The organism is Streptomyces sp. NPDC030814 (assembly GCF_055572155.1).
In genome coordinates, this window is the sequence record NZ_JBVIDX010000019.1 from 96,479 (window position 1) to 119,154 (window position 22,676).

The window sequence follows — 22,676 nt, forward strand, 5'->3', positions numbered from 1 at the left end:
GGGGCTGGGCGCGCAGTCGCCCGCGCCCCTGGAAAGCAGGGGCCTGCGGCCCCGTGCTTTCCGATGAAGGGCGGGCCGCAGGCCCACTCCTCCAGGGGCGCGGGGAACTGCGCGAGAAACCACGAACCACCCGCGCCCGACGCGTCCGGCCGCCATCACCCGTACGGCCGCCTCTCCTTCGCCTCCCTCAGAGCCCTCCCCCACCACGCCAGTTGATCGAGCATCACCTTCGCCGCGGCGTCGGGGCCGGCCGGATCCTTGAGGTGGCCTGTTTCGTCGAAGGAGCCGTGCACGTTGTGGAAGGAGACCGTGTCGCGGACGGTGGTGGCGTGGAGCTCGGCGAAGACCTGGCGGAGGTGCTCGGTCGCGCGGAGGCCGCCGGAGACGCCGCCGTAGGAGACCAGGGCGACCGGTTTGGCACGCCACTCGTGGAAGTGCCAGTCGATGAGGTTCTTCAGGGCCGCCGGGTAGGAGTGGTTGTACTCGGGTGTCAGCACCACGAACGCCTCGGCGGACGCCAGCTTCGGCGTGACCTCCGCCAACTGCGCCGTCGCCTCGGGGGTCGGCGCGAGCGTCGTCGGAAGGTCGCTCTCGGCGACATCCACGACGTCCACCTCGAAGTCGTCGTGCTCACGCACCCGGCGCATGAGCCATTCGGCCACCACCGGTCCGAACCGCCCCGTGCGGTTGCTCCCGATGACCACCGTCACCCGGACCGGGACGGAGGCGGAGAGAGGCTAGGAAGAGCCGGGAGCGGTGTGGGGAACGGCTTGCTCTTTTGCTGTCGAGGTCGTCATGGCGACCACCCTCATACCTCAACTCCACTTGAGGTCAACTCCCCCCGGGTCACCCCTTCACACCTCCCCCGCCCCGTCCTTCGCGCCCTGTCCGCCCGCCACATCGATGACCAGCCCGAACGACGCCCGCCCAGCGCGTGTCCGCTCTCCGCGAGGCCCGTACACCCGCATTCCGACGGGCCTTCAGGGAGCGCTTCGGTCCGTGCGCGCCTCACCTCGGAAGGCCAAGGCGGACTCTCGGGAGGAGCAGGCTCGATGCGACGTACCGCCCGGCCGCTGACCGGCACCGCGCTCACCGTCCTCACCGCGGCCCTCACCGTCGCCTTCGCCACCGCCCCGGCGTACGGCGGGGAGGGCGGCGGGCGACCGGAGCCGGTCCCTGCCGGTGTCATCCCAGGTGATGAGGCGACCGCCGCCACGGCGGCCTGCGGTGCGGACAGTGCGGGCACGGGCGACGCCGGCGCGGTCGGGGCCGGCTCCCTCCGGCTGGCGCCCTGCGCCGGGCAACCGTGGCCCAGCGGGCGGTTCTAGGTGCCGCCGAGCGCCCAGCCGGGCACGTACGAGATCGTCGCGACCTACGCGCGGGGCGGGCGCCGGGTCGCCGGGGACCTCATGGTCTCGCTGGCCGGCGCCCACAGCGCGGGGCCGACGCGCCGGAGGGGGGTGTGAAGACGGGGGTCGGCGGCGCGTTCGGCTCCGACCCCGCGCGGACCACGGCGAGCGTGACGGCTCCGACCGTCGCCGCCGTGGGCGGTACCTGGCTCCCGCATCGCCGGGCGAGAGGCGACGGGATCTGACCGACACCCTCCGCTGTCCGTGGCCGGTACCGCCGTCCCCTCCTCCCCTCCGGGCCTCCGCCCCTTCGGCCCGGAGGGGAGGAACCGGGACGGAGGGAAGATCACCTGCGGCGGCGGGTACTCCCGCTCGACCGGCTGCCTGGGAACGCCGTCGTCTTCGCCCGCCTCACGGCAGCCGCGCCCCCTGACCGGACCGGACCATTCATGGCGGCCATGCCACGCTCACGCCACCCACTGTTCGTACGCCATCTTCGACACCAGCGTGAACACCACCGTCAGCAGCACGACCCGGACGAAGCCGCTGCCCTTCTTCAGCGCCGTGTGCGCGCCGACCGTCCCCCCGACGAGGTTGAACACGGCCATCAGCGCGGCCAGCTGCCAGTACACCGTGCCCTTCCAGGCGAACGTGGCGAGGGCGCCCGCGTTGGTGCAGCAGTTGACGATCTTGGCGGTGGCGGAGGCGGTGACGAGGTCGAGATGGAGGACGGCGGTGAGGGTGAGGACGAGGAACGTGCCGGTGCCGGGGCCGATGAGACCGTCGTAGAAACCGATGCCGACACCCGCGAGGCCGATCGCGGCGAGGACACGGCGGGGCGAGACCGGACCGGTGGCGGGTGCCGTGCCGAAGGACGGGCGCAGGATCACGAAGGCGCCCACGCCCAGCAGGACGACCATGACGACCGGCTTCAGGATCTCCGTGCTCATCCCGGCGGCGACGAAGGCACCGGCCGTCGAGCCGGCGAGCGCCGCGAGGCCGATGCGTACGGCGATCCGTACGTCCACCGGGGTGCGGCGGGCGTAGGTCACCGCCGCGCCGGTGGTGCCGACGATCGCGACCGCCTTGTTGGTGCCGAGGGCGTACTGGGCGGCGGAGGCACCGTTCGGCAGGCCGAGGAGCAGGGCGGGCAGGAGCAGCAGCCCGCCGCCGCCCACCACGGCGTCGACCCAGCCGGCCGCGAGGGCCGCGAGGCAGAGGACGACCACCATGGTCAGCGACATGTCGGGCATGATCGGACCCTACGGGGGCACATAGGTGCGCCGTCCATCGACCTGAGGGTTTTCTGAGGTTCCGCGGCGGCCCCGCCGTCGGCCGGCACCACCGGGCCCCCGCTCTGCCGTATACGCCCGCATGACCGTCGTCTGTCCTGGTCAGCGGCGGTCCGGGCGCTGTTCTCACACCCCACCCCGGCCCCTCGGAAACCCCTCACACTCCGGCACGAACCGCGGGGAGGGCAGCGTTCCCCACGGGAAACAGAGGTGATGCGGTCGGGTAACACCGGCACCGCACGCTCAAGGACATGACCTCGAATGAGCGTGTGGTGGTGATCGGCTCCGGCCTTGCGGGCGTACGTCTCGCCCGGCGGCTGGGAGAGCTCGGTGTGTCCGCCACCCTGGTGGGCGAGGAGGAGCACACACCGTACAACCGGGTGCTGCTCGCCGATGTCCTGGCCGGGCGGTACGCGCCCGAGGTCATCGCGCTGCCCGCGCCCCCTCGGCTGACCCGTGGCCGGGTCGTCCGCATCGACCGCGAGATGAGAGCCGTACATCTCGCGGACGGTAAGGATGTCGCGTACGACACCCTCGTCCTCGCGACCGGTTCGAACCCCGTGCTGCCCCCGCTGCGCGGCCTGTGGGACCCCGAGCGGCACGAGTTCCCCGAGGGTGTGCACGCCTTCCGGACCATGGACGACTGCCTGGGGCTGTCGAAGGCGGTGCGGCCGGGTGTACGGGCCGTCGTCATCGGCGGCGGGCTGCTCGGCGTCTCCGCCTCGCGGGCGCTCGCCCAGCGCGGCGCCCAGGTGGTCCTCGCCCAGCAGGGCGAGCGGCTGATGGAGCGCCAGCTCGACCCGTCGGCGTCCAGGCTGGTCCGGCGGCATCTGGCAGACCTCGGTGTCGAGGTGCACACCGAGACCCGGGTACGTGCGGTGCGCAGCGTCGGCGGGAGTGTGCGATCGGTGTCGCTGGCCGACGGGTACGCGCTCGACGCGGACCTCGTCGTCATCGCCTGCGGTGTCCACCCCCGGGTGGGTCTCGCGCAGGACGCGGGACTCGCGGTGCACAAGGGCGTCATCGTCGACGAGGAGCTGCGCACCTCCGACCCGCGCATCCACGCGATCGGCGACTGCGCCCAGTTCGAGGGCACGGTCTACGGGCTCGCCACTCCGGCGCTCGAACAGGCCGACGTACTCGCCGCGTTGCTCGCGGGGGACACGGGCTCCCGCTACACCGGCACCCGCGCCCTGACCCGGCTGACGCTCGCCGGTCAGGACTTCCTCGATCTCGCCGCGTTCGGCGAGCCCGACGCCCGGCCCGGTGACGACGTCATCCAGCTCGCCGACGCCACCCGTGGCACCTACCGCAAGGTCGTCGTCCGTGACGACCGCCTGGTCGGCGGGGTGCTCGTCGGCGAACTCGGCACCGTCGGCGCGCTCGCCCGCGCCTGGGAGGGAGCAGAGCCGCTCCCCGACAACGGCCCTCTGCTCCACCTGCTCACCAACGATGGAGGCTCTCGATGACCGCCACTGGGGCGAACCCCACGATCGTGCTCGTCGGCCATGGCATGGTCGGCCAGCGCTTCCTCGAAGCGCTCGCCGAGCGCGGCCTGACCGCCACGCACCGCGTGGTCGTGCTCTGCGAGGAGCCGCGCCCCGCCTATGACCGTGTGGCACTGACCTCGTACTTCTCGGGGAAGACGCCCGAGGACCTGTCGATGACGGACATGGCGTTCATCGAGAGCCACGGCATCGAGCTGTACATCGGCGACCCGGCGGTGACCGTGGACCGCGAGGCCCGCAAGGTCACCGCGAGGTCCGGTCAGGTCTTCGACTACGACGTCCTCGTCCTCGCCACCGGCTCGTACCCGTTCGTGCCGCCGGTCCCGAACAAGGACGCCGAGGGCTGCTTCGTCTACCGCACCATCGAGGACCTGCTCGCGATCGAGGAGTACGCGAAGAGCAGGGCGCGGGTGGGTGCCGTGGTCGGCGGCGGTCTGCTCGGTCTGGAGGCCGCGGGTGCGCTCAAGGGTCTCGGGATCGAGTCGCACATCGTGGAGTTCGCGCCGCGGCTGATGCCGGTGCAGGTCGACGAGGGCGGCGGTGCCGCGCTGCTGCGGACCATCGAGGAGATGGGCCTGTCCGTGCACACCGGGGTGGGCACGCAGGAGATCGTCGTCGGCGAGGACGGCGCGGTCACCGGTATGAAGCTGTCCGACGGCTCCGAACTCGCCACCGACATGGTGGTGTTCTCCGCCGGTGTCCGCCCCCGCGACCAGCTCGCCCGCGACTGCGGTCTCACCGTCGGCGAGCGCGGCGGCATCACCGTCGACGAACAGTGCCGTACGGTCTGTGACCCGCACGTCTTCGCGATCGGCGAGTGCGCGCTGGCCGCCGACGGCCGGGTGTACGGCCTGGTGGCCCCCGGTTACGAGCAGGCCGAGACGGCCGCCGCGGCCATCGCCGCCGACGAGGCGGAGCAGTTGTCGTTCACGGGAGCCGACCTGTCCACCAAGCTGAAGCTCCTCGGCGTGGACGTGGCGTCCTTCGGTGACGCGCACGGCACCACCGAGGACTGCCTGGACGTCGTCTACTCCGACTCCCGCTCCGGCCTGTACAAGAAGCTGGTCATCGGCCGGGACGGCACGCTCCTCGGCGGCATCCTGGTCGGCGACGCGGAGGCGTACGGCACGCTGAAGGCCTTCACCGGTTCCGTCCCGCCGGTCTCGCCCGAGTCGCTGGTGCTGCCCGCCGGTGCCGGTGAGTCCGCCCAGCTCGGCCCGACCGCGCTGCCGGACGACGCGATCATCTGCTCCTGCAACAACGTCCGCAAGGGCACGATCCGCGAGGCGGTCACCGAGCACAAGTGCACCACCGTGCCCGAGGTGAAGAAGTGCACCAAGGCCGGTACGACCTGCGGCTCCTGCGTCAAGGTCCTCGGCCAGCTGGTCAACGCCGAGCTGGAGGCCGGCGGCGTCGTCGTCGACAAGGGCCTGTGCGCGTGCTTCTCGCAGACCCGCGAGGAGCTGTACGAGATCGTCCTGGCGCTGCGCATCAACACGTACCAGGACCTGCTGGACCGTTACGGCCGTGAGGAGGCCCGGGGCGGCGACGGCTGCGAGATCTGCAAGCCGGCGGTCGGCTCGATCATCGCCTCCCTGGCCCCGACGATCGGCGCCGACGTCTACGTCCTGGACGGCGAGCAGGCGGCCCTCCAGGACACCAACGACCACTTCCTCGCCAACCTCCAGAAGAACGGCTCGTACTCGGTCGTCCCGCGCATCCCCGGCGGTGAGATCACCCCCGAGGGCCTGATCGTCATCGGTGAGATCGCCCGCGACTTCGGCCTCTACACCAAGATCACCGGCGGTCAGCGGATCGACATGTTCGGCGCCCGCGTCGAGCAGCTCCCCCTCATCTGGACCCGGCTGGTGGACGCCGGCTTCGAGTCGGGCCACGCGTACGGCAAGTCCCTGCGCACGGTGAAGTCCTGCGTCGGGCAGACCTGGTGCCGCTACGGCGTCCAGGACTCCGTCCGCATGGCCATCGACCTGGAGCTGCGCTACCGGGGCCTGCGCTCCCCGCACAAGCTCAAGTCGGCGGTCTCGGGGTGCGCCCGCGAGTGCGCCGAGGCGCAGTCGAAGGACTTCGGCGTCATCGCCACCACCAACGGCTGGAACCTCTACGTCGGTGGCAACGGCGGCGCCACCCCGCGCCACGCGGACCTGCTGGCGCAGGACCTCTCCGACGCCGAGCTGATCCGGCTGATCGACCGCTTCCTGATGTTCTACATCCGCACGGCGGACCGCCTGGAGCGCACGTCGACCTGGCTGGAGCGGATCCCCGGCGGACTGGACCACGTGCGTGACGTGGTGGTGGAGGACTCCCTCGGCATCTGCGAGGAGCTGGAGTCGCTGATGGCGGCGCACGTCTCCCACTACCGCGACGAGTGGGCCGACACCATCAACGACCCCGAGAAGCTCGCCCGTTTCGTGTCCTTCGTGAACGCGCCGGACACCCCCGACCCGGTCGTGGGCTTCGTGCCCGAGCGCGACCAGATCAAGCCCGACCTGCCGCTTCTGTCCATCGGCCTGCGCCCCGCCGAAGACGTCCTGGAAGGAACCGCCCAGCGATGACCCTGGCACCCGAGACGACCGACCTGAAGGTCCAACTGCGGCTCGCCGACGACTGGCTCACGGTCTGCGACCTGAGCGCCCTGCTGCCGGGCCGCGGTGTGGCGGCCTTGCTGCCCGACGGCGAGCAGGTGGCCATCTTCCGCGATCGCGCGGGCACCCTGTACGCCGTCGACAACCGCGACCCGTTCAGCGGCGCGGCGGTCCTCTCCCGCGGCCTCACCGGCTCGTACCAGGGCCGGCCGTTCGTCGCCTCGCCCCTCCTGAAGCAGCGCTTCGACCTGGAGAACGGGCAGTGCCTCGACGACGAGACGGTGCGGATCAGGACGTACGAGGTACGGGCGTCGTAACGCCCGTCATGGCGGCGACTCCCGCCATTCGGCGCCGGAACGGGCACGGACCGTTCCGGCGCCGCGGCGTTCGCCGGGCCGCGCTCCCGGGTTGCGGTCGCCCCGGGTCAGGACTTCAGCTGGTCGTACGACACCCCGGTCAGCCGCTCCGAGCGCTCCCAGAGGAGCTCGCCCGCCCGGTCGTCGAGGGTCCACGGGGCGCGCGGTGACCTGGCGGGCGCACCGCGCCACATCAGGAACCGGGGGCCGATGAAGGAGTCGGGGGCGACGCCGGGCGCGGTGGCCGCGTACAGCGTGGGCAGGGCGCCCGCTTCGGCGGACTGGGCAAAGAACCGGTTGCCGACCCGCATGAACCGCTCGGTCGCCTTGCGGCCCTCCGCCTTGGCCCCCGAGGTCTGCAGGTTCGTCGCCGCGTAGCCGGGGTGGGCGGCCGCGGCGACGACATCGGAGCCGGCCGCCGCCAGCCGCCGGGCCAGCTCGTGGGTGAACAGCAGATTGGCCGTCTTGGAACGGCCGTAGGCCAGCCAACGCCCGTACTTGCGCGCGGTGTCCAGGTCGTCGAGGTCGATGTCGGCCCGTAGGTGCATCCCGCTGGAGAGGGTCACGACCCGCGCGCCGTCGGTGGTGAGCAGCAGGGGCGCCAGCAGCCCCGTGAGCGCGAAGTGCCCGAGGTGGTTGGTCCCGAACTGGGTCTCGAACCCGTCGGCGGTACGGCCCTCCGCGACGGCCATCACACCCGCGTTGTTGATCAGCAGATCGAGCCGCTCGTACGTCCTCTCGTACGCGACGGCGAACTGCCGCACCGATGCGAGGTCCCCGAGGTCCAGCCGCAGCAGTTCGACGTGGCCGCCGGGCACCTCGGCTCTCATCCGTTCCAGAGCCGCGACGCCCCGCTCCTCGCTGCGGCAGGCGAGCACCACATGGGCGCCCCGCCGGGCGAGTTCGCGGGCGGTGACGTAACCGATGCCGCTGTTCGCGCCGGTCACGACGGCGGCGCGGCCGCGCTGGTCCGGGATGTCGTTCACGTTCCAACCCGCCATGCCGCCGCCCTTTCGAAAGCGTTTCCGAAGCCCTCAGCGTATGAGGGGGCGGGCCGGTTGTCTGCGGTTCGGGGGACCCTGCGGGCCGGAGGGAAGCGGGGCGCGGCCCCTGCTCTCAGGGGCGCGGGGAACCGTGCGAGCGACCACGACGGACGCCGCACATGCCGGCGCACCCGCGCCCCGAGCCGGAAGGCGCCCTACCACGACGACCGGGACTCCTCGGCACTCCCCGGCATCGGCCTCGTGTCGAGATAGAACCACTCGGCATCGGGCCCCGGCCCGGCCCCCGCACCCACCGGCGCGAGATCCCGGTCCTGCGCCTGCCCCCAGCCCGCCCCGGATACGGCCGGACCCGCCGGCACCTCCGGAACCACCGGGACCTGCGCCGTCGGCGACGTCTCCGGCATCGGCGGCACCGGCGCCGCGGACCGCCCCGCCCCCGGCCCCTCGGGGACCGCCTTCGCCCCCGTCGCCGTCAGCTCCGGCATCAGCAGTTCGACGCGCACCCCGGCCCCCCGCTGCTGCGTCACGAACTCCTCGACCTGGCTGCGGCAGGCGTGGTCGAGGTGCGTGACCCCCAGCAGGTCGAGCCGGATCCGCGGCTTCCCGGAGGCCGCCGCGTTCTCCAGGGCGTCGATCAGCCGCGGCAACCGCAGGAACGTCGCATTGCCCGCCATGACGACCTTCGCCGTGTCGTCCTCGATGTGCTGGCGCACCACGGTCTGCGACATCCGCAGCGCGGCCAGCACCACACCCGCCGCAAGCCCGAACAGCACCCCTTCGAGCAGCGCCGTCGCCGTGATGACGAGTGTCGTCAACGCCATGACGGCGAACTCCCCGCGGTCCTGCCGCCACATCTTCGGGAACTCCTCCGGCGCGAACAGCTTCCAGCCGCTGTGCACCAGCACGCCCGCGAGCACGGAGATCGGGATGAGGGCGAGCACCTGCGGCAGCAGCAGCGCGAACGCGAGCAGCCAGAGCCCGTGGAGCGTGCGGGAGACCCGGGTCTTGGCCCCGGCCTGCACATTCGCCGAACTCCGGGCCACGACGGCGGTGATGGGCAGCGCGCCGAGAAGGCCGGCGACCGTGTTGCCCGCTCCCTGAGCGATCAGCTCGGTGTTGTAGCGGGTGCGCGGCCCGTTGTGCATCCGGTCCACGGCGGCGGCCGTGAACAGGCTCTCCGCCGAGGCGATCACCGTGAACGTGAGGATCGCCGTGATGATCCCCGCGTCGGCGAGCCCGGCAAGCTGTCCGGGTCCGGGCACGTCCACGGAGGCCGGCAGATTGCCCACCTGGAGCGTCTTCACCTCGACGCCCGGCAGGGAGGCGACGGCGATACCGATCCCGACGGCCACGAGCGCGGCCGGGATCTTCCTGACGGCGGCCGGACCAGGGATGTGCTTCCACACGAAGCTCAGCACGACGGTGACGGTTCCGAGCCCGGCGGCGATGAGCGCCTGCGGATCGGTCACGGTGCCGGCGATCAGCCCCGGGACCCCGGCCATGTTCTCGAAGGGGGTGCCCGGCGCCTTGGCGTCGGTCAGCGGGTACAACTGGCTGAACATCAGCGGCAGTCCGATGCCGGCGAGCATGCCCTGGACGACGGCGAGGGAGATCGCCTGGAACATCCGGCCCAGCTTCACCAGGCCCAGCACGATCTGGAAGACGCCGGAGAAGAGGACGATCACGCCCAGCATGGCGACGCCGAACTCCGTCACCGTCTCGGCGACCAGCGCGGCGAGCCCGGCCGCCGGCCCGCTGACCTGGAGGGTGCTGCCGCGCACCGCGCCGACCACCAGACCGCCGATCACCCCCGAGATGATGCCCAGCTCGGCGGGCACACCGGAGGCGACGGCCACGCCGATGCAGAGCGGCAGCGCGACGAGGAACACGACGAGGGAGGCGGTGATCTCCGTACCGAGGTCGATCCGCCCGGCACCCCGGCCCCGCCCTGAGCCGCCGATCCGCTGCGAGCCACCGGTCCGCTCGTATCCCTCGGCCCGCTCGAAGGCACCGGCCCGCTCGAAGGCACCGGCCCGCTCGGGAACCCCGTGCCCGGAGCCACCCACCCACTCGAAGGCTCCGGCCTGCCCCGGCCCACCCGCCTGCCGGGACGCATCAGCCCGCTCCGAGTCACCCATCCGCTCCGAATCATCCATCCGCTCCCGGTCATCCATCCGCTCCCGGTCATCCATCCGCTCCGAGCGATCCACCCGTCCGGAGCCACCCGCGCGCCGCGAGCCGCTCGCCCACCCAAAGGCCCCGGCCCAACCGGAGCCTCCCGCGCGCCTGCGGGTGCCGGGGCCCTCGACGGACACCTGCGGGCCGGGCACCTTCGCCCCCCGTTCCGCTCCCCGCGGGCCGCCGCCCGATTCACCCGGGGCGGCGGCCCTTCGGGCGCCCGCCGCGTGCCGGCCGTGCGCGCCGCTCATGAGCCGTGCACCCGGAAGCCGCCGTCCTCGTCGAGTTCGTGGACCGTGCCGGTGTCGATCTCGTAGTACCAGCCGTGCAACCGCAGCCGCCCGGCGTCCAGTTGCTGCCGGGCGACGGGGTACTCGCGGAGCACCGCGAGCTGGCTGCGGATGTTGAGCTGGACGACCTCGCGCAGCGAGGGGTCGTCGGACGCGGCGGCGATCCCCACGGCGGGCCCGCCGGCCACACCGTCCGCCGCGCCGCCGTCGCCCAGGACGGGTTCGAGCGCGGGGCGGGCGTAGTCGAGCCAGGCGTCCACCCTGGGCAGGCCGGACAGGTCGGCGCGGTACTTCAGCGCGCCCATCGCCCCGCAGTGGGAGTGACCGCAGACGACGATGTCCTGAACGCCGAGCACCTCCAGTGCGTACTCGATGGTGGCGGCCTCACCGGAGGCCGCTCCGTACGCGTCGTGCGGCGGCACGATGTTGCCCGCATTCCGTAGCTCGAATATCTCGCCGGGGCGCGCTCCGGTGATCAGCGCGGGTATCACCCGTGAGTCCGAGCAGGTAATGAACAGCGCCTCGGGGAATTGCCCGACGGCGAGTTTCCGGTATTCGTCGCTCTCGAAGTCGACCCGGCGCCTGAACGACCGGGCGCGATCCAGCAACGCCTTCATCTTGCCCTCCTTGCTGCTTCCGACCAGGTGTTACGACCGTAGGGGGGCGATGACCAGAGGAAGGTTAAGCGAACACTAAAACGCCGCCAGGGTTTCCATAGATTTCAGCCAGACGCCCCTTCTCCATAGCTCGACCGGCTGAATACAAGCGGTTTCTGAGGGTGATTTCACAATGCTCCGGATTCCCTGCACATTACTGTTCGGTCTCTTGTAGCGTGGTCGACCCCACAGCACGGGAACCGTGTTGTACGGACCCCTTTGGAGAGACAGGACGCCATGGGCGTACGAGTGCTGCTCATCGAGGACGACGAGACGATCGCCGAACCGCTCGCCGACGGGCTGCGCCACTTCGGCCTGGCGGTCCACCACGTGACCACCGGCGCGGACGGGTTGAGAGGTCCACACGGCGACGTCGTCCTGCTGGACCTCGGTCTGCCCGACATGGACGGCATCGATGTCTGCCGTGGCATCCGCCGGTCCTCGGACGTCCCCATCATCATCCTCAGCGCGCGGGGCGAGGAGGCCGACCGCGTCCTGGGGCTGGAGCTGGGCGCCGACGACTACCTGGCGAAACCATTCAGCATCCGCGAGCTGGTGGCCCGGATACGGGCGGTGTCCCGACGGCATCAACGGCCGGGGCCGGGCCAGGGAGCACCGGCCGACGCGTTCGCCCACCCCGGGCTCCGGGGAGAGGAGTTCACCGTACGGGGAGAGGTGGTGTCCGGGACCCCGGCCGTGCCCCGGACCGGGGAGGCGGGGCCGCGTGCCGGCGCCCGGACCGGCGCCGGCGCCTCACCCGAGTACGACTGGGCGACGGCGAACGAGACGCCCGCGCACGGGACGCCGGCACAGGGGGCGCCGGCTCGGGTGGCCTCCGTGCAACACCCCCAGGCGTTCGGCACCCCGCCCCACGGCACCCCCGGCTACGGCACCCCCGCCCCGGGAGGCCGCCTCTTCGCGGGCCCGCCCTTCGGCACTCCCCCACACGGCACCCCCGTCCACGAGTCTCCCGGCTACGAACCGCCCGCCTACGAACCGCCCGCCTACGAACCGCCTGCCTACGAACAGGCCCCGGCCGAACCCCGTGACGCCTCCGACCCGGCTGCCGTGGGCGACCGTGCCGTACCGTCGCCCGGACCGCTGGTCGTGGACCGGCGGACGCGGCAGGTGTGGGTGGGGGACGTGCCGGTCGCGCTGACGCCGAAGGAGTTCGAACTGCTGGCGCTGCTCACCGAGGACCCCGGGGCGGTCTACTCCCGGCAGCAGATCCTCAACCGGGTCTGGGACGACCACTACCAGGGCCCCACCAAGACCCTGGACGTGCATGTCGCGACCCTGCGCCGCAAGCTCGGCGACCCGGCGTGGATCCAGACCCTGCGGGGTGTCGGCTTCCGGCTCGCCGTCCGCGCCCCCGGGCCGGGGCAGGGCCGGGGGCCGGGAGCCGGTCCTGTCCGGCAGCACCCGCCCGAGGCGACGGCGTCATGACCCGCCGCCTGCTGCTGAGTTACCTCAGCCTCGCCGCGCTCGTCCTCCTGGGCCTGGAGATCCCGCTGGGCTTCGTCTACTCGAGGGCCGAACGCGAGCGGATCGTCAACTCCGCCAACGACGAGGCCGAGTCGGTCGCCGCGTTCGCCGCGCTGTCGCTCGCGGCCCGGCGTCCGGACGAACTCGCCGAACGGGCCGAGCACTGCGCCGAGCGCATCGGCGGCAAGGTGGTCATCGTCGACTCCCGGGGGAACCTGCTGGCCACCTCGCACGACCTGTCCGAGGACGAGGAACGGGACCTGGCCTCCCTCCCCGAGATCTCCGCCGCGCTCAAGGGCCACGCCACCACCGACGTCCGCACGACGACGACCGGCGGGGTGCGCTACCTGTCCGTGGCCGCCCCGGTGGGGCACACACCGACGGCCACCTCGACGGTCACGGACGCCGGTGCCGCTACGCACGCCGGTGCCGTCGGGGCCGCGGGCGCCGACGCGGCCCGGAGCACGGACACGCTGACGGGTACCCGTACGAGCCCGGGTGCGGCCGGGCGTACGAACTCGGGTGCGGCCGGGCGTACGGCGTCCGCCGAGGCGCCCCGGGGTGCCGTCCGCGTCACCCTGCCCACGGCCATGGTGCACGCACGGGTGTTCGCGGTGTGGCTGCTGCTGGTGCTGGCCGGGCTCGCTGTGCTCGCCGGTGTCGCGGTGGTGGCGTTCGCGTTCGCGCACTGGGCGGGGCGGCCGATCCGGCAGCTGGAGGAGGCCACGCACCGTCTCGCGGAGGGCGGGGCGGCTGCCTCCGTGCAGGTCACCTCGGGCCCGCCGGAGGTACTCAGCCTGGCGGCGGCCTTCAACACGACGGCCGCCCGGCTGGAACACCTGCTGGCCTCCCAGCGGGCCTTCGCCGGCGAGGCCTCGCACCAGCTGAAGACACCGCTGGCGGCGCTGCGGCTGCGCCTGGAGAACCTGGAGCCGGACATCGCCCGGCACGCCCGGCCGAGCCTCGACGCCGCCGTCACCGAGACCGACCGGCTGGCCCGGATGGTCGAGGGACTGCTCGCGATGGCCCGCCTGGAGGAGGCGGCGGCCATCCCGGTCCAGGTCGACGTGGGCGCGATCTGCGCGGAACGGCACCGCACCTGGGGCCCGTTGTTCGCCCGCGACGGGGTCTCGCTGGTGCTCTTCGCGGGCAGTGTGGGCCCGGTGACGGCGCTGCCCGGAGCCGTGGAGCAGATCCTCGACAACCTGCTCTCCAACGCGCTGCGGGCCTCGCCGTCCGACAGCACGGTCACCATGGAACTACGGCTGCTCGTCCCCGCCCGCCGGGGCCTGCGCGACGCCCGCCCCGCCTGGGTCGACCTGCATGTCACGGACGAGGGACCCGGTATGACGGCCGAGCAGCGGGCCCGCGCCTTCGACCGCTTCTGGCGCGCTCCCGGCGCCCCCAAGGGCGGCACCGGGCTCGGTCTCTCCCTCGTCCAGCGTCTCGCGCACGCCAGCGGCGGCGTGGTCTCGCTCCACGAGGCCGCCACGGGCGGTCTGGACGCCGTCGTCCGCCTGCCCTCGGCGGAGCCTCCGGCCCAGACAGGTGGCCACGGTTTCGGTACGCGGCCCGGTCCGCGCAAGCGCGAGGCGCCGCCCCTGCCCGCGTGAGCCGGCACCTCACGGGCCCGGGGGTGCGCGTCGCCCCACGACCGCGTACCCGGCGCGCGCAGCCGGCGACCGCGTACCCCCCGCGCGCTGCCGGCGGCCGCGCACGCCCGGCGCAGTCGGCGTCCGGGAACGCCCCCGCACGGTCATGTCATGGGCTGTCCATGCGCCGTCCATCACGCTCCCCTAAGTTCCATCACCGCGCGACCCCGCCGCCGACCGGCAGGCGGGCCGGTCAACGCACCCTTGGAGCGACAGTGGAACGTCGTACCCTGCTACGCGCGGCCGTCCTCGGCGGCACCTCCACCGCGTTCGGCGGAACCCTGTGGCGTGGCGCCGCGTACGCCGCGCCCGCCCAGCCGGGCGCGGGCCCGTACGGCGCCCTCGGCGCGCCGGACGCGGGCGGCATCAGACTCCCGAGCGGTTTCACCAGCCGGGTGATCGCCCGCTCCGGCCAGACGGTACCCGGCACGTCGTACACCTGGCACAACGCGCCCGACGGCGGGGCCTGTTACGCGGACGGCAGCGGCTGGATCTATGTCTCCAACTCGGAGATCAGCCCGTCCGGCGGTGCGAGCGCGGTGCGGTTCTCGTCGACGGGCGCGGTCACCTCGGCATACCGCATCCTCTCGGGCACCCGGACGAACTGCGCGGGCGGCAAGACGCCCTGGAACACCTGGCTGTCGTGCGAGGAGGTCGACCGGGGATACGTCTACGAGACCGACCCGTGGGGCGCGAAGGCGGCGGTGCGCCGGGACGCGATGGGCCGGTTCAAGCACGAGGCGGCTGCCGCCGACCCGACACGCGGGGTCGTCTACATGACGGAGGACGTCTCCGACGGCTGCTTCTACCGCTTCCGGCCGACGACGTGGGGCGATCTGTCGGCGGGCACGCTGGAGGTCCTGGTGGGCGGCACCGGCACCAGCGGCCCGGTGACCTGGTCGAGGGTGCCCGACCCGTCCGGCGCGACCGCCACGCGCAACCAGGTGTCCGGCGCCAAGCGCTTCAACGGCGGCGAGGGCTGCTACTACGCCGACAACACCTGCTGGTTCACGACGAAGGGCGACAATCGCGTCTGGCAGTACGACGCGGCCGCGCAGACCATCGAACTCGCCTACGACGACTCTCTGGTGACCGGTGGCACGGCCCCGCTCACCGGCGTCGACAACGTCACCGGCACCGCCTCCGGTGATCTCTTCGTCGCGGAGGACGGCGGCAACATGGAGATCTGCGTGATCACCCCGGACGACGTCATCGCGCCCTTCCTCCGCATCGAGGGCCAGTCCTCCTCCGAGATCACCGGCCCCGCCTTCTCCCCCGACGGCCGCCGTCTGTACTTCTCCAGCCAGCGCGGCACCAGCGGCAGTTCGTCGGGCGGCATCACGTACGAGGTGACGGGGCCGTTCCGCACCTGAGAATTCCCCCAGGGAATTTCGAACCCATTTCCACGCCAAACTCGTTCGATTTCCCTTCTGCTAGGTTCAGCGCGTGCTCTTGCCCAAAGAATCGGGGCCGGCGAGCCCTGGAGTCGGCATCCGCCCGCGCAAGGTTCTCCTCGCGGCATGCGGTACTCGCGGGGACGTGCACCCCTTCCTCGCACTGGCCGTGGCGCTCCGTCGCCACGGCCACACACCGTTATTGGCCGCCCCGTCGTCCTACGCAGCCGAAGCCGCCGCGTACGGGGTGGATTTCGCGGCGATCGACGACGGACCCACGCGCATTCTCGACGAGCCGGAAACCCGCCGGATCATCGACCACGGACTGCTGGGAGTACGCGGGAACATCGCGGCCGCAAGAACGGTCGTCCGGCTGAAGCAATTGCTGATTCCCCCCCTGCGGGATGTCGCCGCGATCGCGCACGACCACGGGGATGTGGCCGCGGTGGTGCATTCGGCGGCTTTTCCCGCCCAGCATGTGGCGGACATGCTGGAGGTGCCCGCCGTCGTCGTCGCCCTGCAGCCCGGCTGGATTCCCACGGATGAATTCCCCTGCCCCCTCCTGCCGTTGCCGAAAGTGCCCCGCTTTTTGAACCGCAGCACGTACGCCGTCGTGACGGCGACCCAGCGGTCCCGTGAGGTGGAGCGCTGGCGGACGACGGAACTGGGACTCGCGGCGCGCAGACACGGCGCCCGGCGGTGGCTGCGCGACCCCGAGGGCAAGCGGCGGCCGGTCCTCCAGTCGTTCAGCCGGCATGTGATGCCCGTCGACCCGGTCTGGGGCGACGCCGTCCGCACCACGGGCTTCTGGTTCCTGCCGGCGCGTCCCGACTGGACACCGCCCGCTGAGCTGATCCGGTTTCTGGCCGAGGGGCCGACGCCAGTCTGCGTCGACTTCGGGAGCATGGCCGGCACCCGGACGCCCCGGAACAACGCCCTGGTCATGGAGGCGGTCCGGCTCGCCGGGGTCCGGGCCGTGGTGGCGACGGGGCGGGGCGGCGCCGAACCGTTTTCCCCCGCCCGGGACGTCCTGACGATCAAGGAGGCGCCGCACGACTGGCTCTTCCCGCGCGCGGCGGCGGTCGTCCACCACGGCGGCCCCGACACCGTGGGCGCCGCGCTCGCCGCCGGCCGGCCCCAGGTCCTCTGCCCCCACATGGGCGACCAGTCCTACTGGTCCGAACAGATGCGGGCGCTGGGCGTGGCCCACGCTCCCCTCGCCGCCCGGCACCTCACGGCGGCGAGGCTGGCGGAGGCGATCGGCCGGGCGGTGGAGGACCGCCACCTGTGGTATCGGGCGACGGAGATGGCCCCCTTGATCCGCTCCGAGAACGGCGTCGACGCGGCGGTGAGTTCCCTGCTGGCCTGCCTCACTTGACGCTCCCCGATCACCCCCGGACCTCGCCTCCCGGCGTCCGCACCGCCGACACCCCCCACCGATCCCCCAACCCCCCGATCCCCCCGATCCCCCGATCCCCCCACACATACGAACAGAGAGCCTCGGAGTGCTACAGATTCCTTTCGCCGATGCCAGTATCGCGCCCGGAACCGTCATTTCCTGGTCCCTGCGCACCAAGCGCTCCCCCAGTTCCAGGGAGGACGATCCCGCCGCCGCGTCCAAGTCCGCCTCCTTCAACCAGGACAAGCACCATTCGTCGTTCCAGGCGACGCGGAGCACGAGTGACTGCGTCGCCAGCTCCATCACCATCACCTTCGAGATCGACGGCCGCCTCGACATTCCGGCCCTGGAATCCGCCCTCCTGCTCCTCGTACGCCGCCATGAGGTGCTCCGCTGTGAATTCCGGCGGCTGGCCGGTGATCTGACCTGCACCGCCCTTTCCCCCGAGTCCATCTCACTGGAGGCGGAGCAGGTCGGCCATTTCCACACCTCGGAGGAACTGCACACCCATCTGGACAAAGAGTTCAAGAGTCTCGACACGCTTTCCTGGCCGTTGCTCCTGATGGGCGCGGTGGTCCGGGAATCGCGTTCCACCGTCTATCTCTGTTTCGACCATCTCGTGTGCGACGGCATGTCGATGCCCGTGGTGGTGAACGAGATCCAGACGGCATACGCGGCGCACACGGCCGGTCGTCTCCCCGAACTCCCGCCCGCGGCCAGCTATCTGACCTTCGGGGACGCACAACGGCGCCGCTGGTCGTCCCTGCAGGCCGACGACGACCGGCTGGAGTACTGGAAGGGCTTCATCGCCCGGAACGGCGGGTTCTTCCCCCGGTTCCCCTTCGACATCGGGGTGGCGGACGACCGCCTGTACCCCATGGCGAACCGGAGCCGCCGTCTGCTGGACGCCGACGAGACGAACGCCCTCGCGGCGGGCACCCGGGCGGCAGGGGGCAGCGTCTTCACCGGTGTCCTGGCGGCGGCCGCGACGGCGCTGCGCCGACTGGGAGGCCCCGCGGTGTACCGGGGCCTGATGCCGGTCAGTGAGAGGAACGCGGAGGTGTGGGAGCACTCCGTGGGCTGGTTCGTGAACACCATGCCCATCGAGTTCGAGGTGGGCGAGGAGGGCGCCGGTGGCCACGCCGGCACCATCGCCGGGGCGAGCGCCGCCTACACCGAGATGCAACGGCACGTGGACGTGCCGTTCGTACGGGCCTGGCAGCTGCTCGCCCCGGAGACCTTCTCCCTGCACCACTGGCCGTACGCCGCGAACTTCTTCTCGTACATCGACTTCCGCAGGGCTCCCGGCGGCGAGCGGCACCCCCAGTGGAATCCCAGGCTGCACGTGTGGGCGGCCTGCGGCAACGGCATCAGCCACTGGTTCCACCGGACCGCGGCGGGCCTGTACGTCAACACGCTGCATGTCGACACACCCGAGGCACAACAGATCAATGACGCGCAGCACGACGAACTCGTGGGCGTGCTGCGGGAGATCGGGGACGCTCAGCGGAACTCGTGAGTGACCTCGATCGCGCCCACGATGTGCGCGTTGAACTCGTCGAGTTCCTCGGCGGGCACCCACAGCTCCAGGATCGTCTCCCCGCCGGCCTGCCGCACCGGATACCGGCGCAGGAATCCGGTGTCGACCTCGAACCGGGTCACGAACCCGGCCCCGCTGTGCTTCACGTTCCAGTCCCGCGCGATCTTCACGGCGTACTCCTCGTTGAGCACCGGGTAGAAGATCGGCTGCTCGGGAAGGCGCGGCGGCCAGGCCCTCCACCCCGACTCCCGCACCAGGGCGAGCTCCTCGGGGCCGGTGGGACGCCACAGCGTGGTCGTCTCGGACGGCGTCTGGCGCGGCGTACTCACGGAACTCACCCTCGGGGAACGGGCCGACTGCCGGATCGCGGTCGGCGGAACGCCCGACGCTACCGACAGCCGCGCCCCGGCTGCCAGGGAGTTTCCCTGCCCGTGATCGACACCGGGCGGGCCGTACGGGCGGAGGGCGGCACCCCCCGCACGGGGTGCCGCCCTCTTCTCGTGATCCGGAACCGCCGCCCATCGGTGAGGGTCGGTCGGGGACAAGCGGCGGTTCCGGGGTCCGGGGTGCGAGGCGGGTGCCTCGCGGTGCCCGCCAGTGCACTAGCGGTGGTCGCTGCCCTCCGAGTGGGTCGCCGCGCGGCCGGCCTCCAGGCGGGCCACCGGGATGCGGAACGGGGAGCAGGAGACGTAGTCGAGACCGACCTCGTGGAAGAAGTGGACCGACTCGGGGTCACCGCCGTGCTCGCCGCAGACGCCGAGCTTCAGGTCGGGGCGGGTGGCGCGGCCGGCCTCGGCGGCCAGCTTCACCAGGGAGCCCACACCGTCCTTGTCGATCGTCTCGAACGGGCTGACGCCGAAGATGCCCTTCTCCAGGTACGCGGTGAAGAAGGAGGCCTCCACGTCGTCCCGGCTGAAGCCCCACACCGTCTGGGTGAGGTCGTTCGTGCCGAAGGAGAAGAACTCCGCCGCCTCCGCGATCTGACCGGCGGTCAGCGCGGCCCGCGGAAGCTCGATCATCGTGCCGATCGCCAGCTTCAGCCGGGTACCGGTCGCCGCCTCGACCTCCGCGACGACCTGGTCGGCCTCCTCGCGGACGATCTCCAGCTCCTGGACCGTCCCGACGAGCGGAATCATGATCTCGGCGCGCGGGTCGCCCTTGGCGTTCTTCCGCTCGGCCGCCGCCTCCGCGATGGCCCGGACCTGCATGGTGAACAGGCCGGGGATGACCAGGCCGAGGCGTACGCCGCGCAGACCCAGCATCGGGTTCTGCTCGTGCAGCCGGTGGACGGCCTGGAGGAGACGGAGCTCGTTCTCGTGGGGCTCCTGGCGGGACTCCGCCAGGGCGACCCGGACCGACAGCTCGGTGATGTCCGGCAGGAACTCGTGCAGCGGCGGGTCGAGCAGACGGATCGTCACCGGCAGGCCGTCCATCGCCGAGAAGAGCTCGACGAAGTCCTGCTTCTGCAGCGGCAGCAGCGCCTTCAGGGACTCCTCGCGCTCCGCCTCCGTGTCGGCCAGGATCAGCCGCTCGACCAGCTCACGGCGGTCGCCGAGGAACATGTGCTCCGTACGGCACAGGCCGATGCCCTGGGCGCCGAAGCGACGGGCGCGCATCGCGTCCTCGGCGTTGTCCGCGTTGGCCCGCACCCGCAGCCGGCGCTTGCGGTCCGCGAAGGCCATGATCCGGTGGACGGCCTCGACCAGTTCGTCGGCGTCGTTGGCGCCGGCGTGCATCCGGCCCTCGAAGTACTCCACGACGGGGGACGGGACGACCGGGACCTCGCCCAGGTAGACCTTGCCGGACGACCCGTCGATGGAGATCACGTCGCCCTCCTCCACCACATGGCCGCCGGGCACCGTCATCCGGCGGCGCTTGGTGTCGACCTCCAGCTCCTCGGCACCGCAGACACAGGTCTTGCCCATGCCGCGGGCGACCACGGCCGCGTGGGAGGTCTTGCCGCCGCGCGAGGTCAGGATGCCCTCGGCCGCGATCATGCCGTCGAGGTCGTCGGGGTTGGTCTCCCGGCGGACCAGGATGACCTTCTCGCCGGACCGGGACCACTTCACGGCCGTGTACGAGTCGAAGACCGCCTTGCCGACGGCCGCGCCCGGCGACGCCGCGATGCCCCGGCCGACCTGCTGGACCTTCGCGTCCTCGTCGAAGCGCGGGAACATCAGCTGCGCGAGCTGCGCCCCGTTGACGCGCTGGAGCGCCTCGGCCTCGTCGATGAGGCCCTGGTCGACGAGCTGGGTGGCGATCCGGAAGGCCGCGCCCGCCGTGCGCTTGCCGACGCGGGTCTGGAGCATCCACAGCTGGCCGCGCTCGATGGTGAACTCGATGTCGCAGAGATCCTTGTAGTGGTTCTCCAGCGTCTCCATGATCTGCATCAGCTGGTCGTACGACTTCTTGTCGATCGACTCCAGCTCCGCCAGGGGGACCGTGTTGCGGATGCCCGCGACCACGTCCTCGCCCTGGGCGTTCTGCAGGTAGTCGCCGTAGACGCCCTGGTGGCCGGAGGCGGGGTCACGGGTGAAGGCGACGCCGGTGCCGGAGTCGGGGCCGAGGTTGCCGAAGACCATGGAGCAGACGTTGACGGCGGTGCCGAGGTCGTGCGGGATGCGCTCCTGTCGGCGGTAGAGCTTCGCGCGGTCGCCGTTCCACGAGTCGAAGACGGCCTTGATGGCCAGGTCCATCTGCTCGCGGGGGTCCTGCGGGAAGTCCCGGCCGGCCTCCTTCTTCACGATCTTCTTGAAGGTGGTGACCAGCTTCTTGAGGTCGGCGGCCTCCAGCTCGGTGTCTACCGTGACGTTCTTGGTCTCCTTGGCCTTGTCGAGGGCGTCCTCGAAGAGTTCCCCGTCGACGCCGAGGACGGTCTTGCCGAACATCTGGATGAGCCGGCGGTAGGAGTCCCACGCGAAGCGCTCGTCACCGGCCTGGTCGGCGAGGCCCTTCACGGACTTGTCCGAGAGGCCGATGTTCAGGACGGTGTCCATCATGCCGGGCATGGAGAACTTGGCGCCGGAACGGACCGAGACGAGGAGCGGGTTGTCGCCCTGGCCGAGCTTCTTGCCCATGCGCTTCTCGAGGGCCTCCAGGTGGGCGGTCACCTCGTCACGCAGTGCCGCGGGCTCCTCGCCGCTGTCGAGGTAGACCTTGCATGCCTCGGTGGTGATGGTGAAGCCGGGCGGCACGGGGAGACCGAGGTTGGTCATCTCGGCGAGGTTCGCACCCTTGCCACCGAGGAGGTCCTTGAGGTCCCTGTTGCCCTCGGTGAAGTCATAGACGAACTTCACGCCCTCAACGCTCTGAGCTACGTGGCCTACGTGGCCTACGTGGGGATCTTTGTTTTCCGACACAGGTCCCAACTCCTTGAGGACGCGGTGGCTGCCCTGACGGCGAGGAACATACCCAGATCAAAGGCTCCTGGGTACGTCCACTTGTGCGTCATGCGCCTGTAACCACCCGTCCGCCAGCAGATCGAAAGTCAAAGCTTGGCAAGGAGTTGAACGCCGATGCGTTCACCTCTTGAAGGCGGCGGAGATCGAGGACCCACCTCAGCGCTCAAATGAGCAGCAATCCACACGTCTGAGTTCGCGCGATGAACGATCAAAGTGTGGCACTGAGTGCCACCCTTTGAATACCCAGAACCACCCAAGATCCGCTCATCTGAGCGCAACCCTTATCAGGGGTGGCGAGAATCACGCATTCACAGAAGCCGGGATTTCACTATCCGGACCGTCGCACGGGATGGAAACCCGCCTGTCACACCCCCGGCAACCCCGCCCATCACACCCGCGGCGGAACCCTTGGCATCAGACCTCCGGCGTCCGGCGGAACCCTTGCATCAGACCTCCGGCGTCCGGCGGAACCCTTGGCATCAGACCTCCGGCGTCCGGCGGAACCCTTGCATCAGACCCCCGGCGTCCGGCGGAACCCTTGGCATCAGACCTCCGGCGTCCGGCGGAAC

General features: G+C 71.5%; 15 protein-coding genes and 1 pseudogene. 9 read left to right on the plus strand and 7 right to left on the minus strand.

All coding sequences use genetic code 11. From position 1 onward, the window contains the following. Nucleotides 1-155 precede the first annotated feature (155 nt). Nucleotides 156-704, minus strand: a complete 549-nt coding sequence (locus ACZ43N_RS31295) for an NADPH-dependent FMN reductase (RefSeq protein WP_468102410.1) — start codon at nucleotides 702-704, stop codon at nucleotides 156-158. A gap of 348 nt (nucleotides 705-1,052) precedes the next feature. Here ACZ43N_RS31295 and ACZ43N_RS31300 point away from each other — a divergent pair. Then, nucleotides 1,053-1,594, plus strand: a pseudogene (locus ACZ43N_RS31300) (hypothetical protein). A gap of 222 nt (nucleotides 1,595-1,816) precedes the next feature. On the opposite strand, the gene ACZ43N_RS31305 reads toward ACZ43N_RS31300, so the two are convergent. Further along, nucleotides 1,817-2,602, minus strand: coding sequence for a sulfite exporter TauE/SafE family protein (locus tag ACZ43N_RS31305; protein WP_468102411.1), 786 nt, complete (start codon nucleotides 2,600-2,602; stop codon nucleotides 1,817-1,819). Between the two features lie 290 nt (nucleotides 2,603-2,892). Here ACZ43N_RS31305 and ACZ43N_RS31310 point away from each other — a divergent pair, with 290 nt between their 5' ends. The 3 genes from ACZ43N_RS31310 to nirD are packed head-to-tail and all read left to right on the plus strand — an operon-like array spanning nucleotide 2,893 to nucleotide 7,069. Further along, nucleotides 2,893-4,110, plus strand: coding sequence for an NAD(P)/FAD-dependent oxidoreductase (locus tag ACZ43N_RS31310; protein ID WP_468102412.1), 1,218 nt, complete (start codon nucleotides 2,893-2,895; stop codon nucleotides 4,108-4,110). Continuing rightward, entirely contained in the window at nucleotides 4,107-6,722 is a 2,616-nt protein-coding gene (gene nirB, locus ACZ43N_RS31315; protein ID WP_468102413.1) for a nitrite reductase large subunit NirB, read from the plus strand. Before ACZ43N_RS31310 ends, nirB begins: the two co-directional genes overlap by 4 nt. Next, nucleotides 6,719-7,069: a nitrite reductase small subunit NirD gene (gene nirD / locus ACZ43N_RS31320; protein ID WP_468102414.1), complete on the plus strand. Its 351-nt coding sequence runs from the start codon at nucleotides 6,719-6,721 to the stop codon at nucleotides 7,067-7,069. The genes nirB and nirD overlap by 4 nt, the downstream gene beginning before the upstream one ends. Nucleotides 7,070-7,176: 107 nt before the next feature. Here the strand turns inward: nirD and ACZ43N_RS31325 are convergent, their stop codons facing one another. The 3 genes from ACZ43N_RS31325 to ACZ43N_RS31335 form a co-directional block, all read right to left on the minus strand. Beyond that, nucleotides 7,177-8,109, minus strand: coding sequence for an oxidoreductase (locus ACZ43N_RS31325; RefSeq protein WP_468102415.1), 933 nt, complete (start codon nucleotides 8,107-8,109; stop codon nucleotides 7,177-7,179). A gap of 197 nt (nucleotides 8,110-8,306) precedes the next feature. Beyond that, nucleotides 8,307-10,268, minus strand: coding sequence for a SulP family inorganic anion transporter (locus tag ACZ43N_RS31330; RefSeq protein ID WP_468102416.1), 1,962 nt, complete (start codon nucleotides 10,266-10,268; stop codon nucleotides 8,307-8,309). Between the two features lie 269 nt (nucleotides 10,269-10,537). Continuing rightward, entirely contained in the window at nucleotides 10,538-11,197 is a 660-nt protein-coding gene (locus tag ACZ43N_RS31335; RefSeq protein WP_468102417.1) for a carbonic anhydrase, read from the minus strand. Nucleotides 11,198-11,473: 276 nt separating this feature from the next. On the opposite strand from ACZ43N_RS31335, the gene ACZ43N_RS31340 reads away from it, so the two are divergent. The 5 genes from ACZ43N_RS31340 to ACZ43N_RS31360 all read left to right on the plus strand — a co-directional run bounded on the left by ACZ43N_RS31340 (nucleotide 11,474) and on the right by ACZ43N_RS31360 (nucleotide 18,685). Beyond that, the gene (locus tag ACZ43N_RS31340; RefSeq protein WP_468102418.1) at nucleotides 11,474-12,682 is read left to right on the plus strand and encodes a response regulator transcription factor; all 1,209 of its coding nucleotides are present in this window, start codon (nucleotides 11,474-11,476) and stop codon (nucleotides 12,680-12,682) included. Further along, nucleotides 12,679-14,334: a sensor histidine kinase gene (locus ACZ43N_RS31345; protein WP_468102419.1), complete on the plus strand. Its 1,656-nt coding sequence runs from the start codon at nucleotides 12,679-12,681 to the stop codon at nucleotides 14,332-14,334. The genes ACZ43N_RS31340 and ACZ43N_RS31345 overlap by 4 nt, the downstream gene beginning before the upstream one ends. Before the next feature lie 254 nt (nucleotides 14,335-14,588). Next, nucleotides 14,589-15,746, plus strand: coding sequence for an alkaline phosphatase PhoX (locus ACZ43N_RS31350; protein WP_468102420.1), 1,158 nt, complete (start codon nucleotides 14,589-14,591; stop codon nucleotides 15,744-15,746). A gap of 73 nt (nucleotides 15,747-15,819) precedes the next feature. Next, nucleotides 15,820-17,145, plus strand: a complete 1,326-nt coding sequence (locus ACZ43N_RS31355; protein ID WP_468102421.1) for a glycosyltransferase — start codon at nucleotides 15,820-15,822, stop codon at nucleotides 17,143-17,145. A 127-nt stretch (nucleotides 17,146-17,272) separates the two neighbouring features. Next, entirely contained in the window at nucleotides 17,273-18,685 is a 1,413-nt protein-coding gene (locus ACZ43N_RS31360) for a condensation domain-containing protein (RefSeq protein ID WP_468102422.1), read from the plus strand. Here ACZ43N_RS31360 and ACZ43N_RS31365 read toward each other — a convergent pair. Then, on the minus strand, nucleotides 18,670-19,035 hold the full coding sequence (locus tag ACZ43N_RS31365) for a hypothetical protein (protein ID WP_468102423.1): 366 nt from the start codon (nucleotides 19,033-19,035) through the stop codon (nucleotides 18,670-18,672). The genes ACZ43N_RS31360 and ACZ43N_RS31365 overlap by 16 nt on opposite strands. Before the next feature lie 273 nt (nucleotides 19,036-19,308). After that, the gene (gene ppdK, locus ACZ43N_RS31370) at nucleotides 19,309-22,065 is read right to left on the minus strand and encodes a pyruvate, phosphate dikinase (RefSeq protein ID WP_468102424.1); all 2,757 of its coding nucleotides are present in this window, start codon (nucleotides 22,063-22,065) and stop codon (nucleotides 19,309-19,311) included. Nucleotides 22,066-22,676: the final 611 nt, after the last annotated feature.

Coding starts and splice junctions, on each gene's coding strand:
- ACZ43N_RS31305 (WP_468102411.1), bottom strand. CDS start 2,602: ATGCCCGACATGTCGCTGACCATGGTGGTCGTCCTCTGCCTCGCGGCC.
- ACZ43N_RS31310 (WP_468102412.1), top strand. CDS start 2,893: ATGACCTCGAATGAGCGTGTGGTGGTGATCGGCTCCGGCCTTGCGGGC.
- nirB (WP_468102413.1), top strand. CDS start 4,107: ATGACCGCCACTGGGGCGAACCCCACGATCGTGCTCGTCGGCCATGGC.
- nirD (WP_468102414.1), top strand. CDS start 6,719: ATGACCCTGGCACCCGAGACGACCGACCTGAAGGTCCAACTGCGGCTC.
- ACZ43N_RS31325 (WP_468102415.1), bottom strand. CDS start 8,109: ATGGCGGGTTGGAACGTGAACGACATCCCGGACCAGCGCGGCCGCGCC.
- ACZ43N_RS31330 (WP_468102416.1), bottom strand. CDS start 10,268: ATGGATGATTCGGAGCGGATGGGTGACTCGGAGCGGGCTGATGCGTCC.
- ACZ43N_RS31335 (WP_468102417.1), bottom strand. CDS start 11,197: ATGAAGGCGTTGCTGGATCGCGCCCGGTCGTTCAGGCGCCGGGTCGAC.
- ACZ43N_RS31340 (WP_468102418.1), top strand. CDS start 11,474: ATGGGCGTACGAGTGCTGCTCATCGAGGACGACGAGACGATCGCCGAA.
- ACZ43N_RS31345 (WP_468102419.1), top strand. CDS start 12,679: ATGACCCGCCGCCTGCTGCTGAGTTACCTCAGCCTCGCCGCGCTCGTC.